Here is a 15,661-nt window from a genome sequence, read left to right as displayed (position 1 = left end):
GGACTCGTTGCCGAGTCCGGCCCGATCTTGCGTACAGAGGACGTCCCTCGCAATGGTTCGACAAATTGTTCGGAGACATCGGTGACAATATGTTCCGGCGACTTGGGAAACAATTCAACCCGTCGATTTCCGGCGCCATGATCGAACTGTCACCGATGTTCCGGCAACACTTACGCGACCGTCCAGGCGATTCGAACCCCTGTGGGCGTGACAGTCGAAACCTACGGTCGAACCGCAGGGTTTCCCACGCGATCTTGTGACCTCTGAATATCGCGTGCAAAGGTGATTCCAGCCCGGCCGGAGAAACACGGTGGCCGCGGTTTCCTGGAGTCCGCTCCGGTACGTGTACGGAATGAGAGGTGTCACAGCGATGTCAGAAGTCCTGGACCTGGTCGGGCAGGTCGAGCAGCTCACCGAACGACTCGAGACGCTCGAGGCCGTCCGCGCGCTGAACACCTTGCGCCACGACCTACCCCGCTACATCAACGAGGGCAGGTGGGACCAGGTCGGCGAACTGTTCAGTGCCGACGCCTATCTCGACTACCGCCATCTGGGCCAGGCCGAGGGGCGAGCTGCCATCCAGGCGTACTTCGCCGGGCTGCCACAGCTCATCGAAGACAACAGCCCGGCGGGGCAGGTGCTGGTCAAGCAGTTCCTGCACGGGCACGACGTGGAGATCCTCGGCGATCGAGCCACCGGAGTGTCGTTCTTCGAGGAGAAGGTCGTCTTCGACACCGAAAGCTCGTTCGTGGCAGGCAAGTTCACCGACGAGTACGTCCGCGAGGGTGGCCGGTGGCGGTTCGCGCGAATCGCCCTCGACCTGTACTGGGTCATCCCGTACTCGCGCGGCTGGCAGCAGTAGCCAGCCCTTCGACCACAGAGAGGCTCGTCATGCTCCAGAAGAACACGACCAAGCGCATCGGGTACTGGCTGCTGCACCTGCACCAGCAGTTCGACGCCGCCACCGGCACGCTGCTGCACGAGCAGAAGCTCACCCGCCGGGACTGGCAGATCCTGCACGCCCTGCAGATCGGTCTGGGCAGCGTCGCCGAACTCGACGCGGCGTTCGCGCCGTTCCTGGTCGCCGACGGCGCGCGGACCTATCAGCCGATCGTCGACGACTTCGTCGGCCGCGGCTGGGTCGAGGTTTCCGGCGCGACGCTGCGGCTCACCGCCGCGGGCGAGGCGGCGCACGAGCGCGCCGAAGCTCTGGTGAACGCCCACGCCGACGAATCGCTGCGTGGCATCACCGAGGAGGAATTCCTCGCCGCGAACGCGGTGCTGGCCAAGATCGCCGACAACATCGCCACCGAATGAGCTCGCGAGGAGCGTCATGACTTCCCTGTACGACCGGCCGTTCCGCTTCGGCCTCTGCCTGTTCACCCCGTCCACCAGGGCGGAATGGATCGCCAAGGTACGTAGGGCCGAGGAACTGGGCTACGACGTCATCTCGGTGTCGGACCACCTCGGCATGCCGGCACCGATCCCGACCCTGCTGCTGGCCGCCGAGGCGACCGAGCGCATCCGGATCGGCACGCTCGTGTTCAACACGGCCTTCTACCACCCGACGGTGCTGGCCCGCGACCTCGCCACCGTCGACCGCTACTCCGGCGGCCGGGTGGAACTCGGGCTCGGCGCCGGCTACGACCGCGCGCAGTTCGATGCGGCCGGAATCCCGTTTCCCACTGCGGGCGAACGGGTTTCCCAGCTGGAGCGCACGGTCGCGGAATTCCGCAAGCCGAAGTCCGAGCTCGACCAGTACGCCCGGTTCGAACAGCCCGGCGGCCCGCCGATCCTGATCGCCGGTCGCGGCGCACGGGTCCTGCGGCTGGCGGCCGCCCACGCCGACATCATCGCCTTCACCGGCACCACCGAGGTGCGCGATGGCGACGGGCTGAAGCTGGGTGGAATCACCGAGGTCACCGACCGGATCGACTACGTACGTGGACTGCTCGGCGACCGGATCGACCAGGTGGAGTTCAACATTCCCATCCACAAGGTGCTGCCCAAGGGCGCGACCGACGGCGTGACCGATGTCTGGCAGAACCGGCTCGACCTCACGCCCGACGAGCTCGCCGAACTGCCGTCGCTGCTGTTCGGCACCCCAGAGGAGAACGCCGACACCCTGCGCGAACGGCGCAAGACCCTCGGCCTGACCTACTACACCGTGCTCGAACCCGAGATGGAGGCCTTCGCCCCGATCATCCAGGCGCTCCGATAACCGGGCAGCACACCGTCTTTCGCACGCGGAGGAGACCGACATGACCGAACGATCCACGGTGGACACCGGCACCGGGTACGGCCGCAAGGCCCCGTCCTACGACGCCCGGCTGACCGAGGTCGGCCCCGGCACCCCGATGGGCGAGGCACTGCGGCGGTACTGGCACCCGATCGCCACCTCGGCCACCCTCACCGCCGAGGCACCGCATCGCACCCGCGTCCTCGGCGAGGACCTGGTCGTCTTCCGGGACGGAAGCGGCCGCGCGGGAGTGGTTTTCGAGCGTTGCGCGCACCGCGGCGCCAGTCTGTTCTTCGGCCGGATCGAGGACGACGGGCTGCGCTGTGGCTATCACGGCTGGAAGTTCGACGTGCAGGGGCGATGCCTCGAGCAGGCCTGCGAGCCCGATCGTGGCAAGCGCCGCGATGCCGCGCGCCAGCCGTGGTACCCGGTGGAGGAATGCTACGGGCTGGTGTTCGTCTACATGGGCCCGCCCGACCGCAAGCCCGTGCTGCCGCGCTACGACGTGCTCGAGGACCTCGCCGAGGATGAGCAGTACTTCGCCGAATGGCCGTTCCCCGGACTGTCGGTGACCGGCGCCGAGCAGGATTTCCACTGGCTGCTGATCTACGAGAACACGATCGACCCGGTCCACATCAACTGGCTGCACTCCCAGCACAGCGGCTACCAGTTCCTCGGCACCGGCACCACCGGCTTCCCCGAGGACTTCTTCGATCCCTACACCCTGCCGGGCCGGGTCAGCTACGACCGCACCGACTTCGGGGCGAAGTACGGCGTCCGGTTCCTGGACAAGGAGCGCGACGGGGAGCGGACCGAGCGGGTCTGGGGAGCCGAGCTACACCTGCCCAATGCCACGGTGCTGCCGGACTGGGTCGAGCTCACCCCGGATACCAAAGCCGACATGGTGATCTGGGCTGTCCCGATCGACGACACCCGCCATCGCGCGTTCTTCTCCATCCGGGCGAGCGATCCCGCACGCGTGCAACGGTTCCTGTTCGGCATCACCCAGGACGGCAAGAACGCGTGGGAGCTGACCGACCAGGAACGTCAGCGCTTCCCCGGTGACGGCGAGGTGATGACTTCGCAGGGTCCGGTCGCGCTGCATTCCGAGGAGACCCTGGCCACGACGGATCGGGGCGTGGTGCTGCTGCGCCGGTTGCTGCGGACGATGATCGACGACGTGGAAGCGGGCCGCGATCCGCAGGGGGTGAGTCTGGACGAGGAACCGGTGCGGCGTACCCAGGCCGGTCTGTTCACCCTCGCCGGGGCCACGGCGGACGAGACCGCGACGGCGCTGCCGGTAGCCGGTGGCTGACCGGGGCAGACCATGACCTGGATCGACGCGGAAGTCCGTGCCCGCACCCTCGCGACCGCCGACATCGTGGTGCTCGACCTCGCCCCGGTCGACGGCACCGAATTCCCGCCCTACACCGCCGGGTCCCATATCGACATCCGGCTCGGTTCCGGGACGGTCCGCCAGTACTCGCTGTGCGGAACGCCCGGGCCGGGCCGGTATCGGCTGGCCGTGCTGAACGTGACGAACTCGCGCGGCGGATCCCAGGCGATGCACGCGCTCACCGTGGGCGATCGGGTGCGGATCTCCGCCCCGCGCAACCACTTCCCGCTGGTCACGGCGCACCGTCATGTACTGATCGCAGGCGGGATCGGAATCACGCCCTTGCTCGCCATGCTGACCGAGCTCGACCGGGCGGGCGCCGAGTACACGCTGCACTACAGCGCCCGGAGCCGCTCGCACGCCGCCTTCCTGGACGAGCTGACGGCCAACCCCCGCGTCAGCTTCCACTTCGACGACCAGCACATCGGGCTCGATGTGGCCCGCGATCTGGGCGATCCGCGGCCGGAAACGGCGGTCTACGTCTGCGGGCCGGACGGGTTCATGGACTACGTCCTGGGCAAGGCCGAGGCGCTCGGCTGGCCGCGCCAAGCCCTGCACACCGAACGATTCGGCACCGACCGCACCGCACCGACCGGGCCTGCCCCGGCCGGATTCGTCGTCCGCGTGGCCTCCACCGGCGCCGAATACGGTGTCGCCGACGACCAGAGCGTGCTCGATGTCCTCTTGGACCACGGTGTCGACGCGCCCTTCTCGTGCCAGCAGGGCATCTGCGGGGAATGTGTGGTCCGGGTACTCGCCGGCGAACCCGACCATCGCGACGACGTCCTCACCGACGCCGAACGCGCCGGGGGTTTGTTCACCACGTGCTCGTCTCGATCCCACTCCCCCGTCCTCGAAGTGGACCTCTGAGAACGGTCTGCCGCGCCCGGCACGAAGCTCGAAAATGAGTGGCGGCAAACGGTTCCCGAGGGCACTTCGAACCGGGCACCAGCGAGTACACCGGCCCCTACCGGTCAATGAATGGTCACCGAGCGTCAGCCGGGGCACATGTCACGGAGATACACGTTCAGTCGACATCGAAGATGACAACAGGAACCTATCCGTACCGGCAGTCCGTGATGGAAGACAGCTAGATGCCAAATGCGCTGACCGTTAACGACGCGCCGATCGATCGGCCAATTCGCCTTCCAGCGGTGCGATCACCTGGTGGCAGTGCCACAGGTTGCACGGGAACGGCTGCAGGCGTGTGCATTCGCGGGTCTCGGCATGCCGGGTGGGGTCAGCGGGCGCGGAGTTCTACGATCGGCAGCGGGCGGGTGGTCTTCTTTTGGTATTCGGTGTATCTGCCCTTGTTGACCGCGTCGACGACCTTCCAACGGCGGTCGTAGTCGGGGTCGCCGGGCAGGGTGGGACGGGCGGTGACGCGCAGGCGGCGGCGGCCGATCTGGATTTCGTTGTCGGGGTTGGCTTTCAGGTTGGCCAGCCAGGCCGGGGGTTTGGGTGCGCCGCCATTGGAGGCGACTACGAGATAGGCATCTCCGTCGCGACCATAGGTGAGGGCGCTGGTACGGGGCAGGGCAGTGCGGCGACCAACGGTGCGTAGCAGCAGGGTCGGATTGCCGAACAGGAGGCGGTGGCCCACCAGACCATCGGTGGTCTCGTAGATCCACTTATGGGCTCGCAGGACTGCGTGGTATATGTCGCTCACTGGGGTGCCTTCGGGTTGTGGAATGCCGGCAGGGCGGGAATGAGGGTGCTGGCGAATTCGCGAATCCGCTGCGGGGGAAAGGCTTCGGGGTCGGCCAGGACAAGGCGTCCAGCTTCCCAGAACAGGGCGTAGAGGGTACGGGCGGTGAGTTCGACATCGATCCCGGGCAGCCGCTCGGGCGGTGCGGCCGCTCTGACAAAAGTCACCAGAGCCGCGATGAAGGCTTGCCTGCCGCTTTCGAGCCGGCGGCGGAAGGCGGGGGTGCTGGCGTCGGCGATCAAGAAGATGGCTCGCCAGCGGTCGGGTGCGGCCAGTACCGCGGTGAGGAAGTGCTCAACGCTGTCCGACATGGCCTGGATCGGATCGCCCGCGGCGGCCGAGGGCACCGCTGTTGCCATCTGGGTCATGGCCGCGGTCTCTTCTCGGTCCAGTGAGGCGCGCAGCAGCTGTTCGGAGTCGGTGAACAATCCGTAGATGACCGGGCGGCTGACGCCCGCTTCCTTGGCCACGGTATCGATGGACACCTTGTGCACGCCCTGCTCGACGATGACGCGTAGGACCGCGTCCAGGAGCTGTTCGCGTCGCTGTTCGGGGGCCATTCGCGGTGCGTACCCGCGGCCTCGTTGTTCGGTCATTCGCCTTCCACCTCCCTTTTTGCTCGGACGGGCTTGACATTCGCCCGCGTCCAGGCAAATACTACACTCACTGTAGCTACACAGACTGTAGCATTGATGGGAGGCCGCAATGGCGCGTCGTTACTGCATCATCGGGGCCGGATACACCGGATTGGCGGTGGCCAAGGCATACGCGGATCTGGGCTTGGATTACGACCATGTGGAAGCCACCGAATCGATCGGAGGCAACTGGTCGCACGGGGTGTACGACTCGACGTACCTGATCAGTTCCAAGGACGTCACCCAGTACGCGGACTATCCGATGCCCAGCAGCTACCCGGATTTCCCGAGCGCCGCGCAGATGCGTGACTACCTACGCGCGTTCGCCGCGGAATTCGGGCTGGACCGCCGGATCGAATTCGGTGCCTTCGTGGACGATGTCGCGCCGCTCGACGAGGCGGGCCTGGCGGGCTGGCGGGTCGAATTCGCGAGCGGGGAGGTTCGAGAGTACGCCGGAGTCGTGGTCGCCAACGGGCACTACTGGGACGTCGACATCCCCTCGTATCCAGGCGAATTCACCGGCACGCAGATCCACTCCAAGAACTACAAGCGCCCGGCCGACCTGGACGGTCCGAGCGTGCTGGTGGTCGGGGCCGGCAACTCCGGATGCGACCTAGCCGTGGAAGCCGCGGTGACCTTCGGGAACTCGGAGATCTCGCTGCGCCGCAGCTACTGGTTCATCCCCAAGTATGTGCTGGGCATTCCGAGCAGCAAGTTCGATGTGGGTTCGGTTCCGGTGCCGAAACTGTTGCAGGAGGCAGTTTTCCGGTCGATCGTCACTGTCGGGATGGGTAGCTATCGGAGTTTCGGACTGTCCAAGCCCACACATCGCATCTTCGATCAGGACCTGGTGGTCAACCAGCAACTGCCGTACTTCCTCAAGCACGGTCGCATCGCCGTTCGTCCCGAGATCGAACGATTCGATGGGCGCACAGCGCATTTCACCGATGGAACCAGCGGGGAATACGACACCATCGTGTGGGCTACCGGCTTCAAGACCACCTTCCCGTTCCTGCGCGAGGGCCTGTTGAACTGGGAAAAGGGTCAGCCGCGACTGATCTCGCACACCTTCGCGCCAGGGGTGGCCAACCTCTACTTCGCCGGACTGGTCGCGCCTCGCTCGGGTGCGGGCATGTTGTTGACCAACAGCGCCCGATTGCTTGCCGAGACCTCGCTGCTACAACAGCGCCTGCGCACACCGGTCGGTGATCTCTACGCCCACATCTCCAAGACCTCGGGCGAAATCCTGGCAGGCGGCCCGGAATTGCGCTGGGACGTACTGCGCGGCCGATGGCTGGTGCGCACCTTGACCCAGTTGTCTACCCTGCGCACCCTACTGCCCGGTGCCGCTGAGCCAGCGCCCTTCGTGCCCACCGCACCCGCACCGCAGCAAGACTCATCGAAAGCACCTGAGCGCTCGTCCGCTACGCGCGCGCTGGCCGGGACCGTGCTGCGCCCGATCCTCGCCGTCGCGCGCCAAATCGCCTGACTCGAACCCTTCCACGACACCAGGAGCCCCGCACATGCCTCCCAAGAACCGCACCCCGCGCATCACCACAGTCGGCAGTCCGCTGACCCTGCCATGTGGGGTCACCCTGCCCAATCGCATCGCCAAGGCCGCGATGAGCGAACAGCTCGCCGCGATCGACGGCGCACCCAGCCAGACCCTGACCCGGCTCTACCGCGCCTGGGGTCGTGGTGGCGCGGGTCTGCTCGTCACCGGCAATGTCATGGTCGACCAGCGCGCCTACGTGGAGCCGCGCAATGTGACCCTGGAGGATGAGCGGCATCTCGAGGCCGTCAGCAACTGGGCGCGCGCCGGTTCGAGCGAGGGCGCGGTGATGCTCATGCAGATCAATCACCCGGGCCGGGTCGCGGTCGGCCCGCTGCATCGCCGTCCGGTCGGCCCCTCGGCGCTGCGCCCGCAGGCGGTGGGATTCAATCTGCGTAAGCCGCGCGAATTGACGCTCGACGAAATCGACGATCTGCGCCGCCGCTACGCGCGCACCGCGGAACTCGCAGTGGCAGCGGGCTTTGCCGGTGTGCAGGTGCATGCCGCACACGGGTATCTGCTGTCGCAGTTCCTTTCCCCGGTCGCCAACCAGCGCGGCGATGTGTACGGCGGCAACCCGGCGAACCGCCGACGCCTGTTGCTCGAGGTGGTGGCGGATGTGCGCAAGGCCATCGGCCCCACGGCGGTTCTCTCGGTGAAGCTCAACTCCGCCGACTTCCAGTCCAAGGGGCTGGAAGAAGACGAGTCGCTCGATGTCGCCCTCGCCTTGGAGCAGGCCGGAATCGACCTGCTGGAGATTTCCGGCGGCAATTACGAGGCCCCAGCCATGACGGGGGTGGTGGCCGACAGCACCCGCGAACGCGAGGCGTACTTCCTGCGCTACGCCGAGCAGTTGCGTGCACGTTCGGCCATGCCGCTCATGCTCACCGGTGGCATCCGCACCCTGGACTTCATCAACGATGTGCTGAGCCAGGGTGCGGTCGATGTCATCGGGCTGGGCCGCCCGTTCGCCGTACGGCCCGGTATCGCGGCCGACCTCCTCGCCGGTGCCCGGGAACCCGAAACACTGCCCACCGCACCACGTATTCCGATGCCCGGTGCCGATCCGATCAACTCCTATCTCCAACTTGCTTGGCACGCAGGCAATTTCCGGCGCATAGCGGCGGGCGAGACCCAGGTCAGCGGGCGGGGTGCGGTTCGCACCCTGATCACCGCCGGTACCACCGTGAGCGCCCGCGCGCTCACCCAGTTCTGAGCGCTGAGGAGCCACCGATGAGCCTTCCCACCCCCACCCGCGATTCACGGGCCGTCATTACCGGAGCCTCCTCCGGCATCGGCTACGCACTTGCCGAAGCCCTTGCCCAGCAAGGGTATTCATTGATACTTGTCGCCCGTCGCGAGGATCGCCTGCGTGTACTGGCCGCTCGGCTGGCCGCGGACTTCGGCGTCGAGACCGAGATCCGCGCCGTCGATCTGGCGCAACGCGATGAGCGCGCGACACTGTGCGGCGAACTCGCCGGGCGCGATATCGCCGTGCTGTGCAACAACGCAGGTTTTGCGACCTATGGTGAGCTGGCGACCGCACACCCGGCCCGGGAACGGCAACAGGTCGAGCTGAATTGCGTCGCGGTGCACGATCTCACGCTGGCGGTGCTGCCCGGCATGGTCGAGCGCGGTGCGGGCGCGATCCTGATCACCGGTTCCACCGCGGGCAATCAGCCCGGGCCGCACAATGCCACCTACGCCGCGTCGAAGGCCTTCGCCAATACCCTGGCCGAATCGCTGCACGGTGAACTCGCCGGGACCGGTGTGCAGTGCACGCTGCTCGCCCCGGGGCCGGTCCGCACCGAATACGCCGAGGTCGCCCAGGCGCCGAACCTGGACCGCATGGTTCCCGGCCCGCTGTGGGTGAGCGCGGATCAAGCTGCGGCGCAAGCGATCGCGGGCATGGCCGCCGGTCGCCGCCGCGTGATCCCCGGCGTCTTCGCCAAGGTGCAGACCCTCGGCGGACAGTACACACCGCGCGGGCTGGTCGGCCCGATACTGCGCACCGTGTATCGAAAGGTGAAATGAGATGGGCTGGGAACCCGCTATTCGTTCCGTGGGCCGTTCCCTCGGCGCAGACCTGGACCGCCTACGAACTATGGCCGACCCGCGACAGAGCCTCTACCGGGATGCCCACTACTTCAGTGCCACGGTAGAAATCGACCCCGACCGTATGAAGCAGTGGCTGCCCGCCGGGGTGCAACTGGCCGAACCGGCCCGCGCCGACTTCTTCACCGCCTGGTTTCCGGACAACAACTTCGAATCGCCGGGCTACCACGAGGCCGGACTGTTCGTCCACATAAAGACGTGGCAGGGCACCGGAATTCATTGTCCGTGGATGATCCTCGACGATGATGTTGCTCTCATCATCGGCCGCGAACTGCTCGGCTACCCGAAGAAACTCGGCGAGATCGACTGGACACTCACCGACACCGAGATTCACGCCGAGGCCACTCGACGCGGGCACACACTGCTCAGCATGGGCGGACGCCTCGGCGAGGTCATCTCCGATCCGCCGCCGATCCTGGCGCGCCCGCACCGCAATATCGTCGGGATCACCGGCCTGTTCCCGTCCTGGCTGGTGGCCTTCACTCCGCGTGAAAGCGTCATCGAGGTCCGGCGGATCGAGGACTTCGCCCTGGAACTACAGGGCTCCGAACGTGATCCGATCGACCAGATGGGCATCGGCCGGGTGATCGAAGCCCGGCTGCACCGAGTGGACCTGCTCGGCGCGTGGGTGCCGCCGATTCCCTTGCGGCCACTGACTCCGCTGTTCACTATGACTCACCTGCGTCCCCGGGTCCTGTGACAACCGGATAACCGGCCCGCCACCGAGGAGACTCGCATGAGCATCGCCGCACGCCTGAGCACCGAGCCGATCGCCCACCACAGTGCCGCAGCCGGATATCAGCCCGCATCAACCTGTGGCGGCGGCTTTCCCGAACGCGAAGCTGCTGGCCCAGCGTGCCGAGCTGGAAGCCATGGCCGACCTGCACCCCTTCCAACGGCCCTGGTACCAGCCCGCCACCTTCGTCGACCTGCCACCGGAGAGGATCTGCCCCTCGATGGCAGCGTGATTCACGTTTCCTGCAGTTCTTTCCCTCCAGCGAGCTGACCGGGGCGCTCGAGAACCCCGGCACCTCGCCCACCTTCACCGACCGCGCCATCGGGCACGGTTGACCCATCGGCGGAACCATGACCACCACACCCAATCCGGGAATCTTCGCCAGCTTGCTGGATCCCGCGCAGCGTGCCGACCCCTATCCCCTCTACGCCCAGATCCGTGAGCAGGGACCGATCCGGCTCGGGAACGCGCCCGTGGTGGTGCTGTCGTCTTACCGCGACTGCGCGGCGGTGCTGCGTGACCGAGCGGCCTCAGTGGAGAGACATCACGCCTCGATTCCCATGGGCCCCACGCCGGTTCACGACCTCGCCGGAACTTTGTCCAGCGAGCTCAGCGGCACCGCCTCCATGCTGTTCCGCGATCCGCCCGACCACACGCGCCTGCGGCGGCTGGTAGCCAAGGCCTTCACCCCCACCGTCGTGCGCGGTCTCGAACCACGCATCACCGCCATCACCGACGCCGCTCTCGATCGCGCCGCCGAGCGCGGTGAACTCGATCTCGTCCAGGACCTCGCCTACCCGCTCCCCATCACGGTGATCTGCGAACTGCTCGGCGTTCCGCTGCGCGACGAACCACAGCTGCGGCGCTGGTCCACGCTGCTGGCGCGAGCCTTGGACCCGGTCTCGGCCACCACCGCCGGGCGCACCGAAGCCACGACATTGGTCCGTGCGAACAATGAATTACACGAGTATTTCGAACAACTCGTGCGCCACCGACGCACCCGGCCCAGCAATGACCTGCTATCGGCACTCATCGCCGCCGAGGAATCCACCGACACCCTTACCCACGACGAGCTCCTCAGCACCTGTGCCCTGCTGCTCATCGCCGGCCACGAAACCACGGTCAACCTCATCGCCAACACCGCGCTCGCCCTACTACGCCCAGGACAGCGCCATCAACTCGCCGATCTGGGCACCGCCCCGGCGTTCACCGGAGCCGTGATCGAGGAGAGTCTGCGCTATGACCCACCGGTGCAGCTGGTTCCGCGCATCGCCCGCGACGCCATCACCCTCCCGAACATCGACATCGCGGCCGGTGATCTGATCGTCATGCTCATCGCCGCCGCCAACCGGGATCCAGACGTTTTCACAGATCCGGACAGATACGATCCCGCCCGCGGCGACCGACACCTGGCATTCGGTCTCGGCCAACATTTCTGCCTCGGCGCTCCACTTGCCCGTCTGGAAGCCACCGTCGCCCTGACCCGTTTCGCGCGCCGCGTACGCGACCCCCGTCTGGCCTGCGACCAGATCGCCTACCGCGAGCATGTCACCCTGCGCGGCCCGGCACGGCTGCCCCTCACCTTCTCTTCGATCGCACCTGCGACTCGGCCCGACGGCCACGCAGAGCCTGCTCTCTGACCGGTCAAACGGTCTGAACGAAACCTGGCTACAACCGAGCCAATCTCCGGCGTAGGTCGGCACCCAACGAGCAAGCAGGCCATGCCGCGTCGAGCGACCCCACGCCGACGCCGAAAGGGGGCCTGATCAGGGGAACACGAGGCGTCGCCAATGTCGCTCAGATCCGCGGGCGGTCATCCATCGGCAGCACCAGACACCATCTCGGCGACGAAAGTGCGGGGTAATAGGGGCCAGCTCAAGTCTCCACCGGGACGGCCGAGATTGCTGCTCGAGATCGGCAGACTGCCGTCAGCACAGCCGCGCTGTCCGGCGCAGACGATCGTTGTCGATGTGCGACGCCACGATGATCGGTGACATCCCGGGCCTCGGCGGATCGGACGCCGTTCGCAGGGTCAGGCCCGAGGGTTCACGGCGAGCGTCCGCCACCGCCGAGGTATCCGTCCAGGCGCGGTCAACACGTGTCCACCGCGTGCCCTCTACGAGTCCAGGTTGATCGCTCCTCACACCCAACGGCGCGCCGGCGGTCCGGTGATACCGATCAAGTACGCAGGCACCTCGGATGGAACGTCTTTCCACCACTCTCCGCCCCATCGCCCACCGTCTACGGATCCGGTCATAAGTGTTGATGACCTTGCGACACGCCCCCAGATCGGTCAGAGCCAGCCGGGGTGCCGATCCCTTGCGCGGCCCGAGGTTGGTGAAGTTCGCCGAGCTGATGTACACCGCGACAGCACCACCGGCGTCGGCCAGACATTCGTGGTTGCCACAGGCGCTGACCCTGGGCCGATGATGTTTCATGGCGCGGCGGAGTCCCCCGGAACAGCGACGACCTGGGCGATATGACCGAGCTTGGCGGGGTTGAACACCCAATAGAGCCGGTCGATGCTCTCGTCGTCGGCCGCACCGACGCCGAGCCAGGCGATGGGGGCTCCGTCGCGGCTGATCACCACCGACGCGCGACCATTGGCGTCGACCCAGTCGATGGCGACCCCGGTCCAGAAGTGTGAGGCGAACGCGGCCACGTACTTCGCCACACGCATCCGTCCGAATACCGGAATGCGCGAGGCATTGCGCACCACGCCGCCGCCGTCGGAGTAGCTGGCGACATCGCTCGCGAAAAGCGCCTCCAGTTCATCGAATTCACCGGCGCGCGCGGCATTCAGGAAGGCAGCCAGCAGACGCCGCTGATGCACGGTGTCGACTGATACCTGCCGGTCGGACTCGATGGCCTGGCGTGCCCGGCTCACCAGCTTCCGGGCGGCCGGTTCCTTGATGTCGAGGACTTCGGCGATCCGGCCGTAGGGGTAGTCGAAAGCTTCCCGCAGGACGAACGCCGCCCGCTCGGTCGGCGTCATCTTCTCCAGGACGACCAGGACCGCGGTCTCCAATGCCGCGGCACGCTCCGCGCCGAGCGAGGGATCAGCACTGGTGTCCACGGGCTCGGGCAGCCACGGGCCGATGTAGGTTTCCCGACGGACCCGCGCGGTCTGCGTGGCATTGATCGCCTGCCGGGTGGTCATGGTGACGAGGAAGGCCTCCACATCACGCACGGAATCGCGGTCGGCGTAGGACTGCCACTTCACCCAGACGTCCTGGACGATGTCCTCGGCGTCGGCAACGGTGCCGAGCATTCGGTAGGCGATGCCGAACAGCCGTCCCTTCTGCGCGGAGAAGTCGTCGACTGCTTTGCCCAGGTCGGTGCCCGCGGGTCCACTCATCGCGCGGTCGTTCCGACGCCACCGGCAATCGCGTGATTCATGTCCCCCGCCTCGATTCGGCCACCATCTCCCACGACGTTACTCGCGCCGGCCGTACGCGGGTGGCGTGGCACGCGGCAACCCCTCTGAGCGAGCGGCACCGGACAGCGGGCGGCTTGTGCGCCCACACGACGCCGTCATTCGACCAATTTGCCTTCCGTCGATACATCTCGCATGAGCCGGGCGATTCCGTCGGGGATCGCGGGGATCTCCTCGCGTTCGAGCTTGCCGGGACCCGACCATACGAGATTCACCCGCAGCGCCGGATCCAGGTTGGGGTAGTCGGACCGATTGTGGCAGCCACGGGTTTCGCGTCGCTCCAGCGCGGCTTCCAAGGTGGCGCGTGCGGCGAGCACCGAGGACTTCAGATCGAAGGCGTGCGCCAGATCCTGGAACCCGGCGGCGTCGGGGTGCACGCCGATATTCGTCATGCGGGCCTCGACCTCGTCGAGTTCGGCCAAGCCTGCCCGAATCCCGGTCTCGTCGCGCACCACGCCGGCGTGCTCGGTCATGGTGTCGCGCACGGCGCGTTGCAGGGCCCGTACGTTCTCCTGCCCGTCGACCGCCAGCAGCTCATCGATCTCGGCGCGGGCCTCGACGAGCGCACTGTGGGACCGACGCTGTGCGACCAGCTCGGCCGAGTACCGCGCTGCCGCCTCGCCGACGATCCGGCCGTAGACGAGCAGTTCGATCAGCGAGTTGCCGCCGAGCCGGTTGGCGCCGTGCAGGCCGCTCGATGCCTCGCCGATCGCATAGAGGCCCTCGACGCCGGTACCGTGATCTTCGGAGCGAACCCACACTCCGCCCATGGAATAGTGTGCCGTCGGCGCGATTTCGATCGGATCGCGAGTGATGTCGAGCATTTGCAGCTCCAGCATCGTCTGGTAGACGCGCGGCAGTCGCCGCATGATCGTTTCGCGAGGCAGGTGCGAAACATCCAGCCAGACAGCACCGTTCGAGGTTCCTCGACCCTCCTTGATCTCGGTATAGGCGGCCAGCGCGACCCGGTCGCGGGTCGAGAGCTCCATGCGTTCCGCGTCGTAGCGCCGCATGAAACGCTCGCCCGCGGCGTTGCGGAGAATGCCGCCTTCTCCCCGTGCGGCTTCCGATACCAGTGTCCCGGCCGCGTTCTCGGGTTCGATGAGCCCGGACGGGTGGAACTGCACGAGCTCCGGGTCCCGAATCCGGCCGCCCGCGAGTACGGCGAGCCGGAACGAATCACCGGTGTTCTCGTCACGTCGGGAGGAGGTGCGCCGCCAAATGCGGGTGTGCCCACCGGCGGCGAGGATTACCGCGTCGGCTCGGAACACGTAGCGCTCGCCACTGTCGAGATCGAAACCGTAGGCGCCGAAAACCACGTTGTCCCGCACCAGGATTCGGGTCACGTAGCAGGTATCGATGATCTGGATGCCGAGCTGCGCGGCCCGGTTCACCAGGGTCCGCTGGATCTCGAGGCCGGTGTAATCACCGGCGAACGCGGTGCGCCGGTAGGTGTGCGCGCCGAAGAACCGCAGCGAGATCCGGCCGTCGGATTCGCGAGCGAACGGCATCCCCCAACGCTCGAGATCCTCGATTCCGCGCGCGGCGTTCTCGGCGACCACCTGGGCGGTATCGGGGCGCGCCAGCAGGTAGCTTTCGGTGATCGTGTCCGCCGCGTGCTGCTGCCAGCTGTCTTCGACGTCGATGGTCGACAGTGCGGCATTGATGCCGCCGGCGGCGAGAGTGGTGTGCGCGTCCGCCTTCGGCCGCTTTCCCACCACCAGGACGTCGATGCCGCGCTCGGCCAGTTCGATCGCCGCACGGAGGCCGGAACCGCCGGTGCCGACGACGAGCACCGACGTCGCGATCTGACGTTCGTCGGATGTGAGCATCGCTTCGTTCCC

Annotated in this window: 15 protein-coding genes; 11 read left to right on the top strand and 4 right to left on the bottom strand. The window is 66.9% G+C overall.

Going from position 1 to position 15,661, the window contains the following annotated elements:
• Window positions 1-370 precede the first annotated feature (370 nt).
• From ACFULV_RS21035 to ACFULV_RS21015, 5 genes are read left to right on the top strand one after another with little or no spacing between them, the layout of a single operon-like run.
• On the top strand, window positions 371-862 hold the full coding sequence (locus ACFULV_RS21035) for a nuclear transport factor 2 family protein (protein ID WP_378629454.1): 492 nt from the start codon (window positions 371-373) through the stop codon (window positions 860-862).
• 29 nt (window positions 863-891) lie between these two features.
• Entirely contained in the window at window positions 892-1,317 is a 426-nt protein-coding gene (locus tag ACFULV_RS21030) for a MarR family winged helix-turn-helix transcriptional regulator (protein WP_378659046.1), read from the top strand.
• A 16-nt stretch (window positions 1,318-1,333) separates the two neighbouring features.
• Window positions 1,334-2,221, top strand: coding sequence for a TIGR03621 family F420-dependent LLM class oxidoreductase (locus tag ACFULV_RS21025; protein WP_378629457.1), 888 nt, complete (start codon window positions 1,334-1,336; stop codon window positions 2,219-2,221).
• Between the two features lie 40 nt (window positions 2,222-2,261).
• Window positions 2,262-3,554: a Rieske 2Fe-2S domain-containing protein gene (locus ACFULV_RS21020; protein WP_378659044.1), complete on the top strand. Its 1,293-nt coding sequence runs from the start codon at window positions 2,262-2,264 to the stop codon at window positions 3,552-3,554.
• 12 nt (window positions 3,555-3,566) lie between these two features.
• Window positions 3,567-4,505 carry a PDR/VanB family oxidoreductase gene (locus ACFULV_RS21015; RefSeq protein WP_378659042.1) on the top strand — a complete coding sequence of 313 codons (939 nt, stop codon included), beginning with the start codon at window positions 3,567-3,569 and terminating at the stop codon, window positions 4,503-4,505.
• 370 nt (window positions 4,506-4,875) lie between these two features.
• Here ACFULV_RS21015 and ACFULV_RS21010 read toward each other — a convergent pair whose 3' ends face one another.
• The gene (locus ACFULV_RS21010; RefSeq protein WP_378659039.1) at window positions 4,876-5,304 is read right to left on the bottom strand and encodes a nitroreductase family deazaflavin-dependent oxidoreductase; all 429 of its coding nucleotides are present in this window, start codon (window positions 5,302-5,304) and stop codon (window positions 4,876-4,878) included.
• On the bottom strand, window positions 5,301-5,939 hold the full coding sequence (locus tag ACFULV_RS21005) for a TetR/AcrR family transcriptional regulator (RefSeq protein ID WP_378659036.1): 639 nt from the start codon (window positions 5,937-5,939) through the stop codon (window positions 5,301-5,303). The genes ACFULV_RS21010 and ACFULV_RS21005 overlap by 4 nt, the downstream gene beginning before the upstream one ends.
• Before the next feature lie 109 nt (window positions 5,940-6,048).
• Here ACFULV_RS21005 and ACFULV_RS21000 point away from each other — a divergent pair, with 109 nt between their 5' ends.
• The 6 genes from ACFULV_RS21000 to ACFULV_RS20975 all read left to right on the top strand — a co-directional run bounded on the left by ACFULV_RS21000 (window position 6,049) and on the right by ACFULV_RS20975 (window position 12,021).
• A complete protein-coding gene (locus ACFULV_RS21000; RefSeq protein WP_378659034.1) occupies window positions 6,049-7,467 on the top strand; it encodes a flavin-containing monooxygenase in 1,419 nt (472 codons plus the stop codon).
• 34 nt (window positions 7,468-7,501) lie between these two features.
• Window positions 7,502-8,746, top strand: a complete 1,245-nt coding sequence (locus ACFULV_RS20995; protein ID WP_378659032.1) for an NADH:flavin oxidoreductase/NADH oxidase family protein — start codon at window positions 7,502-7,504, stop codon at window positions 8,744-8,746.
• Between the two features lie 17 nt (window positions 8,747-8,763).
• Entirely contained in the window at window positions 8,764-9,564 is an 801-nt protein-coding gene (locus ACFULV_RS20990) for an SDR family NAD(P)-dependent oxidoreductase (RefSeq protein WP_378659030.1), read from the top strand.
• Window positions 9,565-9,634: 70 nt separating this feature from the next.
• Window positions 9,635-10,345: an acetoacetate decarboxylase family protein gene (locus ACFULV_RS20985; protein ID WP_378659027.1), complete on the top strand. Its 711-nt coding sequence runs from the start codon at window positions 9,635-9,637 to the stop codon at window positions 10,343-10,345.
• Between the two features lie 82 nt (window positions 10,346-10,427).
• Window positions 10,428-10,613, top strand: a complete 186-nt coding sequence (locus ACFULV_RS20980) for a hypothetical protein (RefSeq protein ID WP_378659024.1) — start codon at window positions 10,428-10,430, stop codon at window positions 10,611-10,613.
• Window positions 10,614-10,731: 118 nt separating this feature from the next.
• On the top strand, window positions 10,732-12,021 hold the full coding sequence (locus tag ACFULV_RS20975) for a cytochrome P450 (protein ID WP_378659021.1): 1,290 nt from the start codon (window positions 10,732-10,734) through the stop codon (window positions 12,019-12,021).
• A gap of 794 nt (window positions 12,022-12,815) precedes the next feature.
• Here ACFULV_RS20975 and ACFULV_RS20970 read toward each other — a convergent pair.
• Both ACFULV_RS20970 and ACFULV_RS20965 read right to left on the bottom strand, forming a co-directional pair.
• A complete protein-coding gene (locus tag ACFULV_RS20970; RefSeq protein ID WP_378659019.1) occupies window positions 12,816-13,739 on the bottom strand; it encodes an RNA polymerase sigma-70 factor in 924 nt (307 codons plus the stop codon).
• A 176-nt stretch (window positions 13,740-13,915) separates the two neighbouring features.
• Window positions 13,916-15,649, bottom strand: a complete 1,734-nt coding sequence (locus ACFULV_RS20965) for an L-aspartate oxidase (protein ID WP_378659016.1) — start codon at window positions 15,647-15,649, stop codon at window positions 13,916-13,918.
• Between the last annotated feature and the right edge of the window lie 12 nt (window positions 15,650-15,661).

The sequence above is a fragment of the Nocardia sp. NPDC057272 genome, assembly GCF_042668615.1.
In the GTDB taxonomy this organism is placed as follows: Bacteria; Actinomycetota; Actinomycetes; order Mycobacteriales; family Mycobacteriaceae; genus Nocardia.
This window is presented reverse-complemented; position numbering and strand designations above follow the sequence as displayed.